This window comes from Sphaerisporangium rubeum, from assembly GCF_014207705.1.
GTDB classification, from domain to species: domain Bacteria; phylum Actinomycetota; class Actinomycetes; order Streptosporangiales; family Streptosporangiaceae; genus Sphaerisporangium; species Sphaerisporangium rubeum.
On sequence record NZ_JACHIU010000001.1, the window covers coordinates 1,471,110 to 1,491,986 of the forward strand.

Here is a 20,877-nt window from a genome sequence, read left to right on the forward strand (position 1 = left end):
CGTGGCCGGTCAGGCGTGCGCGCGCAGAGCGGCGGCGAACCACTCGAAGGCCGGGACGGCCGAGGGGAAGGCCGGCCGGTCGTTGAGCACACCCATCAGTTCCCAGTAGCGCTCCACCCGCCGGTCGGCGAACGTCTCGATCTGACCGGCGATCGTGGCCTTCTCCTCGGCCGTGGCGCCGGCGCCGACGACGCGGTCCACGATCTCCTTGGCCTGCGCGGAGTCAGGCGCGACACCGGCCGCCACGGCGGCGCCGGCGTGCTCGGTGATCGGCGCCGGGTCGTAGCGCGGCTCCTCCTGGCCACGGGCTCCGGTCACCGCCATCTGCCGCACCCGGTCACGGAAGGAGCCGTCGGCGAGCAACCCGGTCAGCTCGGCCCAGGCCGCCGCCTTCTCCGGCTGGAGCTCGTCCGGCGCGTCCTGCGGCAGGATACGCATGCCTTCGGCGATCCTGGCCCCCGTCGCGTCAGGGTCGATGCCCGCGAACGCCTGCTCGACGAACTCGTCGATGATCAGTTGCCGCTCGCGAGCGGTGAGGCCTCCCAGTTCCGCCATTTCTCTCATCTCCCAGGGTCGTGGTATCAAGGCGACGCCTTCCGGCGTGCCGAGGACAACCCTCCACCCTCCAGTTACTGGAGACTCAACCGCATTTATCGCGCCATGTCCGCCGGCCGGCGTATGTACTCTAGGGTGGCTGTTCGTGACGCACCGGTACCGCCATCGGCTGCTCGCCACTTGCTCGTTCGCCGCAGGCGCCCTGGTGACGTGGGTGCTCACGGTCACCGGCACCGATGGGGAGTTCTTCCGCTCGCTGCTCTACCCGTGGATGTTCGCCGCCGTGCTGCTCGGCGGGGTGATCCTCGGCATGGCCGCCACGGTGCGTACGGCCGTGGCGGCCCTGGTGCCGTTCGCGGTCCCGCCGGCCCTGCTTGCGGTCTGGCGCGGAGCGGACCCCGCGCCGGACGCCGGCGGCCTGTGGCTGGTCGGCCTCGCCGTCTCCTGCATGCTGCTGTTGTTCGCGGTGGGGGCCATCGCCGTCGGCGTCTGCGTGCGCCTGATGTTCCGGCGCTGAGCCTCACGTCGCCGTGCAGGCCGCTCCGTTGAGGGTGAAGCTGTCCGGACGCACGAGGCTGCCGGTGTAGGTGCCGTTGAAGCCGATCTGGGTGGACGCGCCGGTGGCGAGCGATCCGTTCCACGCCACGTTGGTGGCGGTGACGGCGGCGCCGCTCTGCGTCCAGTTGGCCGACCAGCCCTGCGAGAGCAGGATCCGCTGCGTGGTCGGGTAGACGAACCGCAGGGTCCACGAGCTGATCGCCGGCCCGGTGTTGGTGATGGTGATGTTCGCGCCGAAGCCGCCACCCCAGTCGTTGGTGGAGTACGCCACCCGGCACGCTCCCGGTGTCGGTGTCGGTGTCGGTGTCGGTGTCGGTGTCGGTGTCGGTGTCGGTGTCGGCGTTGGCGTAGGAGTCGGCGTCGGTGTCGGTGTCGGCGTCGGCGTCGGGGCCGGCGTGGCGGTGGGAGTCGGGGTCGGGGTGGCGGTGGAGCCGCCGCTGGTCGTGTACGTCGCCGCCGTGTACGCCGCCGAGCACTGCGTGCCGCAGGCCGAGGGAAGCGAGAACGTGTACTCCCTGCCGCCGTTGACGAACTGGTCGGTGACGTCCCGCACCCGGATCCGGTACTCGGTCCCCCCGCTCACGATCGGCGACAGGAGGAACGACTGCCCCATGTCTCTGTTCATCTGCGCCGGCTGCCACGTGCCGCCGGAGTAGTACTCCACCCCGTGGATGCCGTTCGCCAGGTGCGACACCGCGATGGCCGTCCAGTACCGCTGTGACCCCTGCAGGAACCCGATGCGGATGTCACCGGTGTAGTCGGGTGCCGGGATGAACGACCACGTCACCCGCCGGTTGTTGAAGTGGTTCGGCAGCAGGTCTCCCACCGGCGCGCCGTTCTTCACGAACTGGTTGATGGAGTGCTTGGACAGGTCCAGGTGGTAGGGGTCGTCCCGGCACCAGGCGTTGGTGTCCCCGCAGCTGTCGGCGACGACCATGGTCAGGGTGGCCCCGTTGTAGGCGTCCGCCACCCACGAGCCGTTACGGCAGAACGCCTGGTTCGCCGCCCCGTCGTTCACCCCGGTGCAGAAGTCACCGAACGACACCCGTACGAAACGTCCACAGTTGCGGCCGTTGTCCCACACGCCGATCTTGGCGGCCTGGTCCGGTGTGATGGGCCGCGGGTAGAAGTTGTAGTCCCGTGGAGTGTTGTAGACGTTCAGCGCGACGAAGTGCGGGCTGTCCAGCTGCGCCTGGGGCAGCCCGCACCCCCCGTACGGTGAGCCGAGCGCATCAAAGTACGTCGAGTTGCCGGTGACGGGGGACGAGGTGTCCGGCACCGCGTACGCGCGCCAGGCCGTCCCGGTGGCCACGAGTGCGGCGACACAGACGAACACCAGCACGGCCCGCAACGGACGGGAGAACACCCGGACGATCATGACACGCCTCCAGGGACGGACGCACGGCCGCGGCGAACGGTAGACCCGCTCGGCCGCGCGCGACAGCGCGGATCCGGCCGGAGCCGGATCCGCGCAGGTCGCCGTGCTGTGGAGCGTGAAAGTTACGCGGTCACTCGTCGCCGGTGAGCGACAGCACCCGCAGCCGCTGACCGGCCCACACGACCGACCCGATGGTGACGATCAGCACGGCCGGCACCGCGAACCCCATGCTCACCGTGGCGTTCATGAACCCCGAGGTGCTGATCTCGGCGGCGAACGTCTGGGCCCACTGCTGGATGGAGAAGTTGCGCGCACCCGGCACGTAGCCGCCGACGAGGTTCTCCCACACCACGGCGTAGATGATGCCGACCGTCACCGCGTGCCGCGTGACCACCCCGAGCAGCAGGAACACCGCGGCGTACGCGACACCCCCGACCAGCGACCCGACCGCGAAGCCGTACGCGATGCCGGCCTCGCCGCGCAGCAGCAGGTATCCCGCGAGGAACGTCGGCACCGCGGCGAACAGCGCGAGCAGCACCGCCGCGACGGCGAACTTGGTGGTGGCGATCACCGGCCGCGAGATGGGCTTGGAGAGCAGATGGATGATCGTGCCGTCGTCGATCTCCGGCGCGATGGCGCCGGTGCCGGCGATGAGGCCGAGCAGCGGCAGCATGGTGCCGATCGCGTACACCTGCATGAGCGTGATCGCGGCCTTCTCGTCGGTGCTGCCGAGCGCGCGCAGCAGCACGGCGAGACCGAGCAGCAGCAAGGGAAGCAGCAGCAGGAGCAGCACGCGGCGGCGGCCGAGCACGGCGCGGAACGTGATGCCGGCGACGACGGAGTTCATCGTGTGCTCCCGGAGATCAGGTAGGAGAAGACGCTTTCGAGGTCCTCGTCGGCGGGGGACACCTCGGTCAGGGTGATCCCGGCGTCCCTGGCGACCCTCGGCAGCAGCCAGGTGAACCTGCGGAAGTCCACGGCCCGCACCTCCAGCCCGGCGTCCCCGAGCGACACCGCGCCTGAGGACGCGTCGGCGATCAGCGCGGCGGCGAGGCGCCGGTCGTCGCTGGAACGCACGCGGAACAGGTGGGGGCGGTCGGTCATGCGCCTGCGGATCTCCCGGAAGTCGCCGGACGCGGCGTGCCGGCCCGCGACGAGCACCTCGATCTGCTGCGCGACCCGCTCGACCTCCTCCAGGATGTGCGAGCTGAACAAGATGGTGCGTCCCGAGGCGCCGAGTTCGCGCACCAGGTCCATCAGGTGGAGGCGCTGGCGCGGGTCCATGCCGTTGAACGGCTCGTCGAGCAGCAGCACCTGCGGGTCGTGCACCAGGGCCGCGGCGACCTTGACCCGCTGGCGCATGCCTTTGGAGTAGGTCTCGATGCGACGGTCCTTGGCGCCTTCCATCTCGACCATCGCCAGCGCCTTGGCCGCGGCGTCCTCGGGGGACGGCAGGCCGTGCAGTCTGGCGCCGGACAGCACGAACTGCCAGCCGGTGAGGAAGCCGTACACGGCCTCGCGCTCGGGTACCAGGCCGATGGAGCGGTAGATCTGGTGGTTGCGCCAGATCGGCCTGCCGTCCAGCGTGGCGGTGCCGGTGGACGGCGCGAGGAACCCGGCCATCATGTGCAGCAGGGTGGACTTGCCGGCGCCGTTCGGGCCGAGCAGCCCGGTGACGCCGGGGCCGATCGTCATGGTGACGTCGTTGACCGCCACCACGTTGCCGTACCAGCGGGAGACCTGGGCCAGTTCGATGTTCACGACGAGGCCGCCTTCCGGTACCGCAGGACGAGAGCGGCGACGCACAGCGCGATGATCGCCACCACGGCGGCCGCGGCGACCGGGCCGCCGAGATCCGGCGGGTAGCCGCTGTCATTGTTGGCCTGCACGCCGAACAGCCAGTTCTGCACCGCGTCGACCAGGAAGAACGGGTTGACCAGCCAGGCCCACGCGGCGGCGGCGTCCCTGCTCGTGGACATCAGCAGCCCCACCAGGACCACCGACACCGCCGACGTCAGCAGGTAGACCGTGATCACCGAGGCGACGCCGAGACCACGGCGCGGTGTGAACGACGCCAGCGCCACGCCGACCGCGGACAGCAGCACCGCGTAGATCACCGCGGTCCCCATCGCGGCGAAGTACTCACCGGTGTGCGGGGGACCCGGCAGGTCCACCAGCAGCTCGCCGGCGAACAGCAAGGTGAGCGGCGCGCCGATCAGGATCAGCAGCGCGAGCGTCATGGCCGTCAGTTTGGCCGCCACGTAGTCCAGCGCCGTCGTGGGCCGCGACATGTACAGCGGCAGCACCCGGAACCGCAGGTCAGGCGCCACGAGGTACGGCGACTGCGCGGCGAGGAACACCGCGAGCACGGCCTGCATGGTGACGGCGTACGCCGGGTAGGTCAGCCCCTGCTGCTTGACGAACGCCATCACCGCGATGGACACGACCGCCGGCAGTGTCATCACCCCGAAGAGCAGGAACGGCATGATCTTGGACCGCGCGGTGCGGCCGAGACCGTACACCCCGCGCAGGCTGTTGACCGTGAGCGCGGCGAACGCGTGTCCCCGTCCGTGGCGCGGCCCGTCGTAGTGGCGGTACCCGATGTCGTGGATGACCCCCGACGGCCGGCCCGCCACAGTGGTCGCGCCTGCCTCAGCGCCTGTCTCCGGGCCTGCCTTGGGGCCGAACCCCGGGCCGGGCCCTGCGCTCGTCTCAGACATGTGCCGCCGCCTCCTCCCGGAAGACGTCCTCGATGCGGTGGCGGCCCTGCTCCAGGCGCACCAGCGACAGGTTCAGGTCGCACACCGCGTCCCGCACCAGGTCGTGGGTGCCAGGCGCGCCGTCGTCCACGATGAGCAGCCGTCCGTGCTCGGTGACGGCGTGCCCGGCGGCACGCAACCGCTCCGCCAGCGCCTCACCGCCTTCCTCGACCTCGACGGTGATCGAGTGGGTGGCCTGGGTGAACTCCCCGATGGCCGACGAACGCAGCAGCCGGCCCCCGTCGATCACGATGACGTGGTCGCACACCCGTTCCAGCTCGCCGAGCAGGTGGGACGTCACGACCACGCTGATGCCGAACTCGGCGCCGATGCGCCGGATCAGCGCGAGCATGTCGTCACGGCCCCGCGGGTCGAGGCCGTTGGTCGGCTCGTCGAGGAACAGCAGGCTGGGGTCGTGCACCAGGGCCTGGGCCAGCTTGACGCGCTGCTTCATGCCGGTGGAGTAACCCCCGATGGGACGGTAGCGCTCCTCGTACAGGCCGACGTGCCGCAGCGTGTCGGCGGCGCGCTCGCGTGCGGCGCCGCGCGGCAGGCCCGACATGCGGGCCATGTGGACGGTGAACTCGGTGGCCGACACGTCAGGCGGCAGGCAGTCGTGCTCAGGCATGTAGCCGACCTTGCGGCGGATGTCGAGCGCCTGGGTGGCGGGGTCCAGCCCGAGCACGGCGGCGCGGCCCTCGGTGGGTGGCAGCAGGCCGAGCAGAATCTTGATCAGGGTGGACTTCCCCGCGCCGTTCGCGCCGACGAGGCCCGTGACTCCGGGCCCGGCGGTGACGGTGAGCCGGTCGAGCGCCGTCACCCGGGGAAAACGTTTGGTGAGGCCCTCGGTGGCGAGGATGGTCATGCCACGGACACTATCCAAGGCCGCAGCCCGGCCGACTCCCTCACACGGAGGAGTCGCGTCTCCTACGTGCGGCGGGCGGCGTGATACGCAGGCCGTACCTGGACCAGACCAGCCGCTGCACCAGCAGGGTGACCAACCCGGCGATCACCATGCCGGTGATGTTGACCGACAACTGCGCGACCGAGCCGGTCACCTCGTCCCACCGCCGGGTCGCGGCGGCGACCGCGGCGTACCCGGCGGCGGGGACCGTGGTGACCGAGATGAACACCCCGATGATGGCCGACGACTTCCCCGCGGTGATCGACAGCACCCCCGCGGCCCCCGCGAGCAACGCCACGATGAACGACCACCGGTCGGGCTTGACGATGAAGTCGACCTCGTCGTGGCCGTTGAGCGTCTGCGGCCCGATCCAGCCGAGCAGCTCGAGCAGCACGGCGCAGGCCCACGTGAAGGTGATGGCCACGAGGAACCCGATCACCAGCGCGCGCATCGCGGTGACGACCAGCCTGCCGTCCCGGCGCAGCAGCCCGAACGACATCGCCGCCACCGGGCCGAACTCCGGGCCGAGCACCATGCCGCCGACGATCACGATGAGGGACGGCAGGATCACGCCGATCGCCGCCAGCAGCGTCGCGATGACGAGGAACGTCAGGAAGGCCCAGGTGACCCGGCAGTCGTCCGACACCTGCGCGGCCAGCTCGTCCCACACCACGGCGTCGTCCGGCGCGCCTGGCACCTGCTCCTCGGCCTCGTCGGCCACCCTGGACAGCGACAGGTCGACCCGCTCGGCCGCGATCGAGCCGTCCTCGGCGATGCCGAGCTCCTTGAGGTGCTCGATGACGGCGTTGGCCCCCTCACGGGTCACCTCGAACATCACCAGGTCGCCTTCCGGCCGCCTCCCCGCACCCGGCAGCTCGATCACGTTGGTGACCCCGGCCGCTCCGGTGAGCATGCGCAGCACGTCGGGGGTGCGTGCGGGAGGAGCGATCACCCTCAGGTGCAGCAGCATGAGCGGGATTCTAGGTGCGGCGCAGGCGTACGCGCCTCACGGAGTGATCGGGGCCCTTGTACAGGATGAGCCCGGCCCGTCCCCGTGTCGGGGCGATGTTCTCGACGAGGTTCCGCTCGTTCACGTCCCGCCAGACCTGCTTGGCGAACCGGGTGGCGTCGTCGTCCGACAGCTCGGCCAGGTAGGAGAAGTACGACTTGGGGTCGGCGAACGCGGTGCGGCGCAGCTTGTGGAACCGGTCGACGTACCAGGCGCGGATGTCCTCGACCCGCGCGTCCACGTAGATCGAGAAGTCGAAGTAGTCGTTGACCGCGAGCGCCGCCGGCGGCGCCGGCTGGAGCACGTTCAGACCCTCCACGATGAGGATGTCCGGCCGCCGCACGGTCTGCGAGGCACCCGGCACGATGTCGTACTCCAAATGGCTGTAGACCGGCGCGCGCACCTCCTCGGCCCCCGCCTTGACGTCGGCGACGAAACGCACCAGCGCGCGGCGGTCGTAGCTCTCGGGGAACCCCTTGCGGTGGGAGATGCCGCGCTCCTCCAGCACCTTGTTCGGGTGCAGGAACGCGTCGGTGGTGATCAGATCGACCCTTGGGTGCTCGGGCCAGCGGGCCAGCAGCGTGTGCAGCAGGCGGGCCGTGGTCGACTTTCCGACCGCGACGCTGCCGGCGATGCCGAGGATGTACGGCGGAGGCGTGTGGTCGTCGCCGAGGAAGGTGTTCACCGCCGCGCCGCGCTGCCTGGCGCCGGTGAAGTGGAGGTTCAGCAGCCGGGTCAGCGGCAGGTAGATGTCGGTGACCTCGGCCAGGTCGATCGGGTCGTCGACGCCGCGCAGCTCCTCGAGCTCGCCGGCGGTCAGCGTCAGAGGCGTGTTGAGGCGCAGCTCACGCCACTGCGCACGGCTGAGCTCGGCGTACGGATGCGGTGCCTCCATGGTTGCGAACTCTATGCTGATCAGTGTGATCGTCGGCATCGGGGTGGACGTCGTGGACGTCGCGCGCCTTTCCGCGGCGCTGTCCCGCACGCCGCGGCTGCGGGACCGGCTGTTCACCGAGGCCGAGCGCGACCTGCCGCCGCACTCGCTGGCCGCGCGGTTCGCCGCCAAGGAGGCCGTCGCCAAGGCCCTCGGCGCACCCCCCGGGCTCGACCACCGGGAGGCCGAGATCGTCACGGGGGAGCACGGCCGTCCCCGGCTGTCGGTGACGGGCCGGGCCGCCGAGGTGGCCGCCGCGCTCGGGGTGACCCGGTGGCACGTGTCGCTCAGCCACGACGGCGGGCTGGCCGTCGCGTACGTCGTCGCCGAGGGCTGACGCGGCCCGGTTTCGTGCGGATGATCGCGGACCGGCTAGATTCGGTGAGGTGCTGAGCGCGTACACATCCGACGAGATCAGGGCCGCCGAGCGGTCGCTGATGGCCCTGCTGCCCGAGGGCACCCTCATGAGCCGCGCCGCCACCGGGCTCGCGGTGGCCTGCGCCGAGGCCGTGCCACAGGTGTACGGCGCGCGGATCGTGCTGCTCATCGGCGGCGGGGACAACGGCGGCGACGCGCTGTACGCGGGGGCCGCGCTCGCACGACGCGGCGCGCGGGTGGACGCGGTGCTCGCGGGGAGCCGCACCCACGACGGCGGGCTCGCCGCGCTGACCCGCGCAGGCGGCCGGCCGGTCGACCTGCGGGAGGCCGCCGGGGGGCCGGAGTCCGACCCCGCGCTGCGCGGCCTGATCGAGCGGGCCGACGTGCTGGTGGACGGGCTGACCGGCATCGGCGGCGCGGGAGCGCTGCGTGAGCCGTACGCGGCCCTCGCCAGGCTGACGGCGACGGCGCCAGGCGTGGTGATCGCGGTGGACGTGCCGAGCGGCGTGGACGCGAGCACCGGCGAGGTCGAGGGGGACGCCGTACAGGCCCATCTCACCGTGACGTTCGGCGCCGCCAAGGCGGGCCTGCTGGTCGACCCGGGGGCCGGTCGCACCGGGTCGCTGCGGGTCGTGGACATCGGCCTGCGGCCGCACCTGCCGGCCCCCGGCGTCACGGCGCTCACCGGGCCCGACGTGGCGGCGCTGCTGCCCCGGCCCGGCGCCGAGTCCAACAAGTACCGCAGAGGCGTGATCGGGGTGCTGGCCGGCAGCGACCGCTTCACCGGCGCCGCCGTGCTGACCGTGGCGGGTGCCGTACGCGCCGGGGCCGGGCTGGTGCGTTTCGCGAGCGCCGAGGAGCCGGTACGGCAGGTGCGGGCCAGGTGGCCGGAGGCGGTCACCACGGTCGTCACGCCTGAGCGTGGAGTCCAGGACGTGGGACGGGTCCAGGCCTGGGTCGTGGGGCCCGGCTTGGGGACCGGCGACGACGCGCACGCCGTGGCCGCGTCCGCGCTGGCCCTCGACGTGCCGGCGCTGGTCGACGCCGACGGACTCACGCTGGCGGCACGCGACCGTTCGCTGCTGCGCCGCTCGGCACCGACGGTGATCACCCCGCACACCGGGGAGCTCGGCCGCCTCCTCGGGGTGGACGCCGATGAGATCGAGGCGCGGCGGCTGTACTTCGCGCGCCGCGCCGCCGCCGAGCTCGGCGTCACGGTGCTGCTCAAAGGGTCGACTACCCTGGTGGCGGAGGAAGGCAGGCCGGTCCTCGTGAACGTCACGGGCACCCCCTGGCTCGCCACCGGAGGCACCGGCGACGTGCTCGCCGGCATCGCCGGGGCCTTCCTCGCCGGTGGGCTGAGCCCGCGCGACGCCGCGTCCTGCGCCGCGCACCTCCATGGACTCGCCGGCCGCGCGGCGGCGGCCGGGCCACAGGGGGGCGAGGCGCCGATCGCGGCGCTCGACATCGCGCGCGAGCTCCCCGGTGTGATCCGCTCCCTGGTGGCGGACGCGTGAACCGGTCCAGTCAGGCCGGGTGGCTGCGACACTGAAAGGGTGAGTCTCCCCATCAGCGGATCTCTCATGACACCCGCCGAGGCGCGGGTGGACCTCTCGGCGATCGAGCACAATGTCGCGCGGCTGCGCGAGCACGCGCCAGGCGCGGAGATGATGGTCGCGGTCAAGGCCGACGCCTACGGCCACGGCCTGGTACCGTGCGCGCGCGCGGCGCTCGGCGCCGGCGCGTCCCGCCTCGGCACGGCCTTCATCCGTGAGGCGCTCGATCTGCGCGCCGCCGGAGTGACCGCGCCGATCCTGTCGTGGATCATCACCCCCGGCGAGCCGCTCGACGAGGCGGTCGCCGCCGGCGTCGAGCTGTCGGCCGGCGACATCTGGGTGCTCGACGGCATCGCCGCCGCGGCCGGCCGTGCGGGCCACGCCGCCAAGGTGCACCTCAAGGCCGACACCGGCATCTCGCGCGGCGGCGCCACCGTGGCCGGCTGGCCCGCGCTGGTCGACCGCGCGCTCGCGCTCCAGGCCACCGGTGCCGTAGAGATCGCGGGCCTTTGGTCCCACTTCGCCTGCGCCGACATCCCGGGGCACCCGTCCATCGCGCGCCAGCTCGCGGTGTTCGACGAGGCGATCGCCGTCGCCGAGAAGGCCGGCGCCGGCGGGTCCCACGTCCTGCGCCACATCGCCAACTCCGCGGCCACCGTGTCGCTCCCCGCCGCCAGGTACGACATGGTGCGGCCCGGCATCGCCGTGTACGGCCTCAGTCCGATCCCCGAGCTCGGCGACTTCGGGCTGCGGCCCGCGATGACGCTCGTGGCGCGGGTCGCCATGGTGAAACGCGTCACACCCGGCACCGGCGTGTCGTACGGCCACCTGTACACGACCGAGCGGGAGACCACCTTGGCCCTGGTGCCGCTCGGATACGCCGACGGCGTGATGCGTGCGGCGACCAACCGTGGGCAGGTCCTCGCCGCGGGCCGCAGGCGTACCATCGCGGGCCGGGTCTGCATGGACCAGTTCATGATCGACATGGCGGACGACGACGTGCGTGAGGGGGACGAGGTGATCTTGTTCGGGCCCGGCGCATCCGGTGAGCCGACCGTTCAGGAGTGGGCCGATTCCCTGGGCACGATCACCCATGAGATCGTGACGAGGATTGGTGCGCGCGTCCCGCGCGTTCACCGGTAAGAGGAGGTCGAATGTCGCGGCGGAAGGTCGGCATCGCGGGGGCGATCGTCGGTACCGCGTCGGCGGGGCTGGCGGCGGGTGCCCTGGCGAAGCGGTACGCCGTGGGACGCATCCGGCTGCGGCCCGATCTGGAGTCCAGCGAGCCCTTCGGCGAGCTGCGGGGCCGTCAGGTGACCGTCAAGACGTCCGACGGCGTTGAGTTGCACGCCGAGGTGGATGGGCCCGAGGACGCGCCGCTGACCATCGTGTTCTGCCACGGGTACACGCTGAACCTCGACTCCTGGCACTACCAGCGCCGCGACCTGCGCGACACCTACCGCATGGTGTTCTGGGACCAGCGCTGCCACGGCAGGTCCACCCGCACCCCCGCGGAGGACTGCACGATCGACCGGCTGGGGTTCGACCTGGCCGAGATCCTGAAGACCCTGGTGCCGGGGCCGTGCGTGCTCGTGGGGCACTCCATGGGGGGCATGACGGTCATGGCGCTCGCCGACAGCCACCCCGAGCTGTTCGGGGAGAAGATCCGCGGCGTGGCGCTGATCGCCACGTCCGCGGGGCGGCTCGCCGAGATCACCCTCGGGTTGCCCGCGCTGATCTCCAAAGCCGTCCACTGGGCCACGCCGCCGGCGATGTCGGTGCTCGGCCGCCGCGCCGCGCTGATCGACCGCGGCAGGCAGGCCGGCACCGACCTGTCGTTCCTCGCGCTGCGCTACCTCGGGTTCGGCGACCCGTCCACCATCAGCCCGACCGTGGTCGACTTCGCCGAGTCGATGATCCGCTCCACACCGACCGACGTCATCGCCGACTTCTACCCGGCTCTGATGTCCCACGACAAGCTCTCGGCGCTCGACGTGCTCAACAAGGTCCCCACCTCGGTCGTCGTCGGCGAGAAGGACTGGCTGACCCCGGTCGAGCACAGCCGGGCCATCGCCACCGGCCTGCCGAGCGCGCGGCTGACCGTGATCCCCGGCGCGTCCCACCTGGTACTGCTGGAGAAGCCCGCCGAGGTCGGCGAGGCCGTCACCGAGCTCCTGGCGGCCGTCGCGGCGGCCGACGCCGAGCCGGCCGCCGTACTGGAAGCGCCGGGTCCGGACACCGCCGGCACGCAGGCTCAGGACGACTCGAAGGCAGGAGATGTGCTGTGAGGCGCGCGGACACGGCCGAGGCGACGCGGGTGCTCGGCGAGGAACTGGCACGGGAGCTGCGGCCCGGCGACCTCGTGGTGCTGTCGGGGCCGCTCGGCGCCGGCAAGACGACCCTCGTGCAGGGCATCGCCGAAGGGCTCAAGGTCCGCGGTCCCATCACGTCGCCGACATTCGTGATCGCGCGGGTCCACCCGTCGCTCGCCGGCGGCCCCGCGCTCGTGCACGCCGACGCGTACCGCCTCGGCGGCGCCTTGGAGGTCGACGACCTCGACCTCGACGCCTCCTTGGCGGACTCCGTGACCGTCGTGGAGTGGGGAGAGGGCCTGGTCGAAGGCCTCGCCGACGACCGGCTCGAAGTGTCGGTGCAGCGCGGCGACACCGGGGACGAGCGCGTGATCCGCGTGCGCGGCGTCGGCCCGAGGTGGGCCCGCGTCCCCGAGTGGTTCGAACCGGCGGCCGTGAGCTGATCTAGACCGGTAGTCTGGCGTGCCTTGACGCGGCCCTTCCCCGATTAGGAAGATCGTTCCAAGGGTTGGCCGGATAATTCTGGGTATTCAGGTGGCGTAACGCCTAGGCGTGGTCATAAGCGGGTTCAGGTCGGACGCGAAGTGGAGTGCGCCGGTGCACAGGGTCGGGCGGATCACGGTTGCAGGAGCATGCTTAGTCACGGCCATGGGATGCACGGCCTCGGCCCAGGCCGGTGATCCCACGGCGACCCCGGCCCCCACGATGAGCCGTCAGGACATCCGCGTGCAGCTCATCCCCGACCGGGTGCAGGGCGGCGCCACCCGATCCATCCGGGTCCGCGCCTTCTGTCCGCTCCCGCAAGGCGGCACCGACTACCGTGCCACCGCCAGATCCGACGCCTTCACCGGTGTCGTCACCCTCACCCAGCCGCCTCCCGTCACCCCGGCGGCCGGCGCCACCCCCGAGGAGACCACCGCGCCGTCCCCCGAGGTCCGCGGCTTCGCCCTGGTCGACGAGGACGCCGCACCCGGCACCTTCCGCGTCGAGGTCAAATGCGAAGGCACCAACGACACCGGCGCCGCCACCCTGACCGTGACCGCGCGTCCCAGCCCCAAGCCCACCCGCACCCGCGCCGTCCCCACCCGGGCCCCGAGGGCCGGCGGCGGCGGCACCGCGGCAGGCGCCGCCGAGGACCAGCCCTCCGGCATCCCCGTGGGCCTGACCGCCGCCGTACTCGCCGGAGCCCTGGCCGGTGGCATAGCCCTCGCCCGCCGCAGGTCCCGATAGCGCCTTTCCGCAGAACATGGCCGACTCCAAGTGGCTCAAGATCGTCGTAGCCGGTTTCGTCACAGGAACCGTCCTGTTCGCCCTCACCGGCCGTTCCGGCACCCCGGAAGAGCCCAAGAAGACCACCGCCACCCCGCGACGCCTGGAGATCCCTTCCCTGAACCTCAAGGCCCCCCTGATGAAACTGGGCATGGCGCGCGACGGCGAGGTCGAGCTGCCGCCGTACGAGAAACCCGCCACGGCAGGCTGGTTCGACCAGAGCGAGGTCCCCGGCGACCCCGGCCCGTCCGTCATCATCGGCCACGTGGACACCAAGACGGCCCCCGCCGTCTTCTACCGCCTGCGTCAGGTCAGGAAAGGCGCGAGCATCAAGGTCGTCCGCAGCGACGGAAAGACCGCCAACTACAAGGTCGACTCCGTCGAACAGATCCCCAAGGACCACTTCCCCACCGAACGCGTCTACATCGAGGACGGCCTACGCCTCGTGACCTGCGGCGGCGCCTTCGACCGCTCCACCCACGAATACCTGGACAACATCATCGTCTACGCCTCCCTGGCCTGACCCCGGCATTCCCTTCGAGTCGTCCGCACTTCCCCGGGTTCGGTCCCGGCACCTTTCCCGCGTCGTCCGACCCCTCCCTCGGCTGGCCGTGGCCCTCCTTCCGCCTTGGACCGCACAGGTCGGTCCTGTCGGCCGGAGCGGATAGGCTTCGTGTTCGTGCTGGTCTTGGGTTTTGATACGGCTACTCCGGCTGTGACCGTGGCGGTGCACGACGGGGAGCGGGTGCTCGCGGAGTCGACGGTGGTCGACGCGCGGCGGCACGGGGAGTTGCTCGCGCCGGCGATCCGCGCGGTCCTGTCCGAGGCGCGGGTGTCGCTTCAGGACGTCACGGCGGTCGTGGCGGGCACGGGCCCCGGTCCCTACACGGGCCTGCGGGTGGGGCTGATGACGGCTCAGGCGCTGGCCGGCACCTTGGGTGTGCCGGCCTACGGGGTGTGCAGCCTCGACGCGGTGGCCTACGGAAGCGGCCTGGACGAGCCGTTCCTCGTACTGACCGACGCGCGCAGGAAAGAAGTCTTCTGGGCCCGGTACGCCGACCGCCGTACAAGGGTCGACGGCCCCGCCGTCGACCACCCGGACGCCGTGCCGGGAGAGCTGCCGGTCGCCGGAGCCGGGGGCCACATGTACGCCGCCGTGCTCGGCGAGAGCCGCCTCCTGCCGGTCCCCGAGTACCCCTCCGGCGGAGCCCTCGCGGCCCTGGCCGCCGAGAGGCTCGCCGCGGAGGACCCCGGCGACGTGCTCACACAGGCACGGCCGATCTACCTTCGCCGGCCCGACGCACGCGTGCCCGGCCCACCCAAGAAGGTGACGGCGTGAATCTCGTGGTCTCGTTGCGGCAGATGGAGGAGAACGACCTCGCCGCCGTGCTCGCGATCGAGCGGGCCACGTTCCCCTTCGACGCCTGGAGCGAAGGCATGCTGCGCGGCGAGCTGCACGACCAGCCGCGCACCCGCCACTACATCGTCGCCGTCGAGGACGGCGAGATCGTCGGCTACGCGGGCCTGGCGGCGGCCGGCGACCAGGCCGACGTGCAGACCATCGCCGTCACCTCCGGCCGCCAGCGCGCCGGCATCGGAAGCGCGATGCTGCGCGAACTGCTCACCGAGGCCGAGCGGCGCGCGGTCACCGCCGTCTTCCTCGAGGTCCGCGCCGACAACCCGGCCGCGCAGGCCATGTACGAGCGCTTCGGCTTCGAGCGCATCGGCCTGCGCAGTCGCTACTACGACGACGGCACCGACGCGATCATGATGGTGCTCACGCTGCCCGGTGACGCGGCCGGCGAGCCCGGCCCGGCCCGATGACCGGACGGGAAGGGATCATGCGGGGCAGGCTGGGTGCGGTGGACGAGCCGCTTGTCCCGCGCCGGGACGGTCATATGAGGCCGGCTCGGGCTGGAAGGATCATGCGGGAGCGGCCGGATGTGGTGGACGAGCCGCTTGTCCCGCGCCGGGACGGTCATATGAGGCCGGCCTGGACTGGAAGGATCATGCGGGAGCGGCCGGATGTGGTGGACGAGCCGCTTGTCCCGCGCCGGGACGGTCATATGAGGCCGGCCTGGACTGGAAGGATCATGCGGGAGCGGCCGGATGTGGTGGACGAGCCGCTTGTCCCGCGCCGGGACGGTCATATGAGGCCGGCCTGGACTGGAAGGATCATGCGGGAGCGGCCGGGTGCATTGGACGATTCCCTGGTCCCGCGCCGGGGCGGTCATGTGTCGAGGGCTTGGACGAGGTGGGGAAGCTGTGACTGATCAACCGCTGGTGCTCGGCATCGAGACCTCGTGCGACGAGACGGGGATCGGCCTGGTGCGCGGCCACACACTGCTCGCGGACACGGTGGCGTCCAGCGTCGAGGAACACGCCAGATTCGGCGGAGTCGTGCCGGAGGTCGCGTCCCGGGCCCACCTGGAGGCCATGGCCCCGACAGTGGAACGCGCGCTGGAGAAGGCCGGTGTGCGTTTCTCCGACATCGACGCGGTAGCGGTCACCGCCGGCCCGGGCCTCGCCGGAGCGCTGCTCGTAGGCGTGGCCGCCGCCAAGGCGTACGCACTGGGTCTAGGCGTCCCCCTGTACGGCGTCAACCACCTGGCCGCGCATGTGGCCGTCGACCAACTGGAACACGGCCCGTTGCCGAAGCCCTGCATCGCGATGCTGGTCTCCGGCGGCCACTCCTCACTGCTCCTGGTCCCCGACGTGGCCGGAGACCTGACCTCCCTCGGCTCGACCGTCGACGACGCCGCCGGCGAAGCCTTCGACAAAGTGGCCCGAGTGCTGGGCCTCCCCTTCCCCGGGGGCCCCCACATCGACCGCGCCGCAAGAAGCGGCTCAGGCACCGCAATAGCCTTCCCCAGAGGCAAGTACGACGACGGAACCCTGGACTTCTCCTTCTCCGGCCTCAAGACCGCCGTGGCCCGCTGGGTTGAAGCCAGGGAGCGCGAAGGCCACACCGTCTCCGTCCCCGACGTAGCCGCGTCCTTCCAAGAAGCCGTAGTGGACGTCCTGACCCGCAAAGCCCTCCAAGCGTGCCGCCACCACGGGGTGAAAGACCTCCTGATAGGCGGCGGAGTGGCCGCCAACTCCCGCCTGAGAGCCCTGGCCCAGGAACGCTGCGACACAGCCGGCGTCCGCCTCCGCGTCCCCCGCCCCGGCCTGTGCACCGACAACGGCGCCATGGTCGCCGCCCTAGGCTCCGAACTGGTGACCACCGGCGCCCCCCCGTCATCTTTGACCATCCCCGCCGACTCCTCCCTCCCGGTCACCACGACCCGCCTGTAGCCGACCACACCCGCCCCGTCGTTCCAGACCATGTCGGCTGGATTCATGCCATCCCTGTCGTATCGGCCGCCGAGCCGTGTTGGCGTGACCATGCCATCCCAGGCCGGGCTTATCCGGCCGTGTCGTCCAGGTCGTGAGGGCCTGGTGGCAGCCCGGCTCATGTCGTCCCGGTTCGTGAGGGTCTGGTGGTGAGACTCCGGTGGTGACGGTCGGCTGTGTTTTTTCTGGCGTGTCGGCTGGGGTCCTGCGGTGGCGCCGGCGCGGTGGGGTGTGGTGCGGTGAATTCGGCGCCTGGTACGGCGGTTGGCCGATGTGTCGGGTCAGTCCTTGGGGCGTCGTCCCTGGGTCGTGTCGTCCCGGGTCGTGTTGGTCCGGGTCGTGTTGGTCCGGGACGTGTCTTCTTCGTCGCATCGGGCTGGGGTTTTTGCTGTGGCGCCGGCGCGGTGGGATCGGCGCCTGGTACGGCGGTTTGGTGGGTGAGGTCGGGTCAGTCCTTGGGGGGGCGGGGGGGACGTAGGAGGGCTTCTGCGAGGGCGAGCATGGTTTCTTCGAGGCCGCTTAGGTGGCGGGTCAGGTCGGTGTGGGTGGGGTGGAGGAGGTCTTGGATTGTTTTGGTCAGTTGGGGGTGGTCGGGGCGGGCTTGGATCAGGGGTTTCAGGGTGGGGATGGTTTCGGCTATGCGGTCGGCGATGGTGGTGAGGTGTTCGGCTTGGGTGGCGGTTTGTGCGTCGATCAGCTCGCCGACGCGTTTGTGTACCTCGCCTACTTCGAGGAGTGCGGGGAGTTGGCCTACGCGTTGGTTGACGGCTTCCAGGTGGTCGTCCAGGAGGTCCAGGCGTTCGTTGACGCCTTCGAAGTTGTCGCCGAAGGAGGTGAGGCGGGTTTCCTGGTCGGCGAGTCTTGCCGTTACGGCATCGGATCTTGCGCCGAGGTCCTGGAGGGTGGAGCGGGTGGTATCCGCCGATGTGGTGAGGGTCTGGAGGTCCGAGGCGGTGGACTCCACCGTGGTCGTCAGGGCCGCGAGGTCGGAGCGGGTGGACTCTGTGGTCGCGGCCAAGGTTGCGAGGTTGGAGTGGGTGGACTCCACGGTCGTGGTGAGGGTGGCGAGGGCGGATTGTGTGGTCGTGGTGAGGGCTTCCAGAGTGGTGCGGTCGGCCTCTGTTGTGGTGGTGAGGTGGTGGACGGTGGCCTGGGTGGTTTCGGCTGTCGCTTGGGCTTGTTCGGCGGCGGAGCGGGTGGCTTCCAGGCAGGAGGTGAGGGATTTCAGGTGGGTGTGGGTGGTGTCGGTGTGGGTGGTCAGGCGGGAGTCGAGGGCTTCTAAGCGGGTGGTGATGGTGGTGAGGGTGGTGTCTATGGCGGTCAGGCGGGTGGTGAGCTGGGATTCGGTGCCGGTGAGGCGGGTGGTGACCCCCTCCAGGCCGGTGGCGAGTTTTTCCATGGTGGCCGTGAGACGGTCCATGGTGGCGGCGAGGGTGTCCTCCATGCCTTCGCTGAGGTCGAGGACGCAGCCTTCGACGCGTTCGGTGCGCTGGGTGAGGTCGAGCAGGGCCTTGTCGACGCGGGTGAAGCGGCCTCCCGCGGCTTCGATGCCGGACTGGAACTGGGCCAGGCGGCGGGTGAACTCGGCCATGCGGTCCGCCATGCCGTGGGTGCCGTCCAGGACCGCCTGGATGCGCTTCAGGGCCTCCGCGACGCCTTCGCGCACGGTGCTCAGGTCGGTCCACAGCGCGGGGAGCTCGGAGACGGGTTTGACGCGGTCGCCTACGGACTCGACGCGGTCGCCGAGGCCGGCGAGGCGGCTGCCGACGCCGTCCACCCGGTCGCGGACGATCTCGACGTGCTGCGCGAGGCCCTCGGCCCACACGGGGGGACGGGTGGCGAGCTCGCCGAGACGTCCCCCCATGTCCTCCAGCGCGCCGCTGAGGCCACCGAGCTCGCGTTCCCGCACCTCTCGCAGGACCCACTCCATGCCTTCCAGCCGCTGGCGGATCTCGTCGAGCACGGCGCCTTGGGTGCGCTGCTCGTAGACGTGGTCCTGTGCGGCGCGCGCGAGGAGCTCGCGCATGCGGTCGGAGATGGCGGTCTGGCTTCCCGCCTGGAGGAGGGTGTGGTTGGAGTGGTCCACCGAGGGCTCCTTCGCTCGCCGGCGCACGCCTGGCGGTGAAGGGGTGCACGACGAACAAATCGGGTGAAACGACGGTCGATGAAATCCCGCGCGGGCCAACTGTAGTGCCTGAGCACGTCTCTTTCCGGGCCGAGTTTAAAACATCGTGATTATCGATAAATTGCCCGTGTTTGCTATCGTCGCAGGTCAGGCCGGGTCGCAGATGAGCGCGTACGGATGATCGCCGATCCGGGTGAGTGCCACGACTCCGGAATTCTTTCCTGAAAGCCGCAAATCCTTGCGAAGGCGTTCAATGTCCAGCGCGGAGCCGCGTTTCTTGAGGGTCACGGTGCCGATGTCACGGGCCCGCAGCGCGGCCCGCAGCCTTTTCAGGGAAAACGGCAGCGTTTCCAGCACCTCGTACCGCGAGGCCCACGGCGTGACCGCCGGCCCGTCCCCGGTGATGTACGCGATGCGCGCGTCGAGCAGCCGCCCCTCCACCGAGGCGGCGACCTCGGCCACCAGGTGCGCGCGGATCGCCGCTCCGTCCGGTTCGTACAGATACCGCCCCACCGGCCCGACCGGCGGGTCCCCGAGCGCGGAGTCCGGTGTGAGACTCAGCGCGGACGGCGGCGCAGGCGGCGTGGACGACGTGGACGACGTGGACGGCGCAGGTGCCGCGGCCGGCGGTCCCGGCTGCTCGGATGACGGCTTCGGCGGCTCAGATGAGGGTCCCGGCCGCTCGGACGAGGGTCCCGGCCGCTCGGACGAGGGTCCCGGCCGCTCGGACGAGGGTCCCGGCCGCTCGGACGAGGGTCCCGGCCGCTCGGACGAGAGTCCCGGCCGCTCGGACGAGAGTCCCGGCCGCTCGGACGAGAGTCCTGGAGGCCGGGACGACAGCATGGTGGCCCGCCGGTGCACCCCCGGTGTGGCGAGGACGCCGGTCCAGACGGCGGCCTCCTTGACCTCGCCGCGCCAGGAGACCCACTCGGTCTCGGCGTCGGCAGGCAAAACGTCGTACGGCACGCCTGGTGCGACCTTCAGGCACGCGCCGCGTGCGCGCGCCGCCAGAGCCAGGACATCCGGCCATGGCGGCGAGTAGGACATGGGGTCGAAGACCCGCCTGCCGGTGGTGCGCCGCGCGGGGTCGGCGAACAGCGCGTCGTGCCGTTCCGGCTCCACGGCTTCGGCGTCCCCCACGGTGACGGTCACCAGCGCCGACAGGCCGAGCGCGGCGGCGTTGGCGCGAGCGACCTCCACGGTCAGCGGGTCGCGATCCACCGCGTCGACACGGCACCCGGCGCGGGCCAGGGCCAGCAGGTCGCCGCCGATGCCGCAGCAGGCGTCCGCGACCCGGTCGCCTGGCCCGAACCGGCCGGCGCGGTGGGCCGCGACCTCGGCGCGGGTGGCCTGCTCCAGGCCGTCAGGCGTGAAATACATCACGCCGGCGTCGGCGCCGAACTTCGCCGTCGCACGCGAACGCAGCCGCGCCTGGGTGAGTGCGGCGCCGGTGAGCCCTGCGGGGTAGGTCCTGCGCAACGTCACCGCCGCCGCGACGGCGTCCGCGCCTTCGGCGACGGCGCGCTCGGCGTCCGCCAGCGCGCGCAGGCCGCGCGGGGTCAGCAGTTCGCGGAAGGCGTCGAGATCCACGCCTGCTGACGCTACCGGCACCTACGGGTGGCGCGGGCGAGGCCTTAGATGGACATGTCGGCACGTGTGGGTGGGGTGAGTGGACCAAGGAGGGACATGTCGGCACGCGCGGGTGGAGGGAGCGGGCCACGGATGGACCTGTTGAGTCCATGTCTGCTGATGGAGACGACACGCGGGGATGGGGTGAGTGGATCAGGGATGAACATCTCGGCAC

General features: G+C 71.3%; 21 protein-coding genes. 11 read left to right on the forward strand and 10 right to left on the reverse strand.

From position 1 onward, the window contains the following. Positions 1–9: 9 nt before the first annotated feature. The gene (locus tag BJ992_RS06360; RefSeq protein WP_184979002.1) at positions 10–555 is read right to left on the reverse strand and encodes a hypothetical protein; all 546 of its coding nucleotides are present in this window, start codon (positions 553–555) and stop codon (positions 10–12) included. 145 nt (positions 556–700) lie between these two features. On the opposite strand from BJ992_RS06360, the gene BJ992_RS06365 reads away from it, so the two are divergent. Continuing rightward, the gene (locus tag BJ992_RS06365) at positions 701–1,072 is read left to right on the forward strand and encodes a hypothetical protein (protein ID WP_184979003.1); all 372 of its coding nucleotides are present in this window, start codon (positions 701–703) and stop codon (positions 1,070–1,072) included. A gap of 3 nt (positions 1,073–1,075) precedes the next feature. Here the strand turns inward: BJ992_RS06365 and BJ992_RS32600 are convergent, their stop codons facing one another. From BJ992_RS32600 to coaA, 7 genes are all read right to left on the reverse strand, one after another. Beyond that, positions 1,076–2,491 carry a cellulose binding domain-containing protein gene (locus tag BJ992_RS32600; RefSeq protein ID WP_184979004.1) on the reverse strand — a complete coding sequence of 472 codons (1,416 nt, stop codon included), beginning with the start codon at positions 2,489–2,491 and terminating at the stop codon, positions 1,076–1,078. 130 nt (positions 2,492–2,621) lie between these two features. After that, positions 2,622–3,338, reverse strand: coding sequence for an ABC transporter permease (locus tag BJ992_RS06375; RefSeq protein ID WP_184979005.1), 717 nt, complete (start codon positions 3,336–3,338; stop codon positions 2,622–2,624). Then, a complete protein-coding gene (locus BJ992_RS06380) occupies positions 3,335–4,252 on the reverse strand; it encodes an ABC transporter ATP-binding protein (RefSeq protein WP_343072514.1) in 918 nt (305 codons plus the stop codon). Before BJ992_RS06380 ends, BJ992_RS06375 begins: the two co-directional genes overlap by 4 nt. After that, the gene (locus BJ992_RS06385) at positions 4,249–5,211 is read right to left on the reverse strand and encodes an ABC transporter permease (RefSeq protein ID WP_221474705.1); all 963 of its coding nucleotides are present in this window, start codon (positions 5,209–5,211) and stop codon (positions 4,249–4,251) included. The genes BJ992_RS06380 and BJ992_RS06385 overlap by 4 nt, the downstream gene beginning before the upstream one ends. Next, the gene (locus BJ992_RS06390; RefSeq protein ID WP_184979006.1) at positions 5,204–6,115 is read right to left on the reverse strand and encodes an ABC transporter ATP-binding protein; all 912 of its coding nucleotides are present in this window, start codon (positions 6,113–6,115) and stop codon (positions 5,204–5,206) included. Before BJ992_RS06390 ends, BJ992_RS06385 begins: the two co-directional genes overlap by 8 nt. Before the next feature lie 40 nt (positions 6,116–6,155). Continuing rightward, the gene (locus tag BJ992_RS06395) at positions 6,156–7,124 is read right to left on the reverse strand and encodes a DUF389 domain-containing protein (RefSeq protein ID WP_246496534.1); all 969 of its coding nucleotides are present in this window, start codon (positions 7,122–7,124) and stop codon (positions 6,156–6,158) included. 10 nt (positions 7,125–7,134) lie between these two features. Continuing rightward, on the reverse strand, positions 7,135–8,058 hold the full coding sequence (gene coaA, locus BJ992_RS06400; protein ID WP_221474706.1) for a type I pantothenate kinase: 924 nt from the start codon (positions 8,056–8,058) through the stop codon (positions 7,135–7,137). On the opposite strand from coaA, the gene BJ992_RS06405 reads away from it, so the two are divergent. The 10 genes from BJ992_RS06405 (at position 8,057) to tsaD (ending at position 16,909) form a co-directional block, all read left to right on the forward strand. Further along, entirely contained in the window at positions 8,057–8,434 is a 378-nt protein-coding gene (locus BJ992_RS06405; RefSeq protein ID WP_246496535.1) for a holo-ACP synthase, read from the forward strand. The genes coaA and BJ992_RS06405 overlap by 2 nt on opposite strands. 49 nt (positions 8,435–8,483) lie before the next feature. Then, positions 8,484–9,992 (forward strand): NAD(P)H-hydrate dehydratase, encoded by a 1,509-nt coding sequence (locus BJ992_RS06410; RefSeq protein WP_184979009.1) that lies wholly within the window; start codon positions 8,484–8,486, stop codon positions 9,990–9,992. A gap of 66 nt (positions 9,993–10,058) precedes the next feature. Next, positions 10,059–11,174: an alanine racemase gene (gene alr, locus BJ992_RS06415; RefSeq protein ID WP_184979010.1), complete on the forward strand. Its 1,116-nt coding sequence runs from the start codon at positions 10,059–10,061 to the stop codon at positions 11,172–11,174. 11 nt (positions 11,175–11,185) lie between these two features. Next, positions 11,186–12,319, forward strand: coding sequence for an alpha/beta fold hydrolase (locus BJ992_RS06420; protein ID WP_184979011.1), 1,134 nt, complete (start codon positions 11,186–11,188; stop codon positions 12,317–12,319). Then, on the forward strand, positions 12,316–12,786 hold the full coding sequence (gene tsaE / locus BJ992_RS06425; protein ID WP_184979012.1) for a tRNA (adenosine(37)-N6)-threonylcarbamoyltransferase complex ATPase subunit type 1 TsaE: 471 nt from the start codon (positions 12,316–12,318) through the stop codon (positions 12,784–12,786). The genes BJ992_RS06420 and tsaE overlap by 4 nt, the downstream gene beginning before the upstream one ends. A 205-nt stretch (positions 12,787–12,991) precedes the next feature. Then, positions 12,992–13,573, forward strand: coding sequence for a hypothetical protein (locus BJ992_RS06430; protein ID WP_184979013.1), 582 nt, complete (start codon positions 12,992–12,994; stop codon positions 13,571–13,573). A gap of 16 nt (positions 13,574–13,589) precedes the next feature. Next, positions 13,590–14,135: a class F sortase gene (locus BJ992_RS06435; RefSeq protein WP_184979014.1), complete on the forward strand. Its 546-nt coding sequence runs from the start codon at positions 13,590–13,592 to the stop codon at positions 14,133–14,135. A 156-nt stretch (positions 14,136–14,291) separates the two neighbouring features. Further along, complete coding sequence (gene tsaB / locus BJ992_RS06440; protein WP_184979015.1) at positions 14,292–14,951, forward strand: tRNA (adenosine(37)-N6)-threonylcarbamoyltransferase complex dimerization subunit type 1 TsaB; 660 nt, start codon at positions 14,292–14,294, stop codon at positions 14,949–14,951. A 23-nt stretch (positions 14,952–14,974) separates the two neighbouring features. Then, the gene (rimI, locus tag BJ992_RS06445) at positions 14,975–15,436 is read left to right on the forward strand and encodes a ribosomal protein S18-alanine N-acetyltransferase (protein ID WP_184987647.1); all 462 of its coding nucleotides are present in this window, start codon (positions 14,975–14,977) and stop codon (positions 15,434–15,436) included. A gap of 408 nt (positions 15,437–15,844) precedes the next feature. Then, a complete protein-coding gene (gene tsaD / locus BJ992_RS06450) occupies positions 15,845–16,909 on the forward strand; it encodes a tRNA (adenosine(37)-N6)-threonylcarbamoyltransferase complex transferase subunit TsaD (RefSeq protein ID WP_221474708.1) in 1,065 nt (354 codons plus the stop codon). Between the two features lie 487 nt (positions 16,910–17,396). Here the strand turns inward: tsaD and BJ992_RS06455 are convergent, their stop codons facing one another. Both BJ992_RS06455 and BJ992_RS32605 read right to left on the reverse strand, forming a co-directional pair. Continuing rightward, the gene (locus BJ992_RS06455) at positions 17,397–19,034 is read right to left on the reverse strand and encodes a hypothetical protein (RefSeq protein ID WP_184979017.1); all 1,638 of its coding nucleotides are present in this window, start codon (positions 19,032–19,034) and stop codon (positions 17,397–17,399) included. Positions 19,035–19,220: 186 nt separating this feature from the next. Beyond that, positions 19,221–20,663, reverse strand: a complete 1,443-nt coding sequence (locus tag BJ992_RS32605) for a THUMP-like domain-containing protein (RefSeq protein WP_184979018.1) — start codon at positions 20,661–20,663, stop codon at positions 19,221–19,223. Positions 20,664–20,877: the final 214 nt, after the last annotated feature.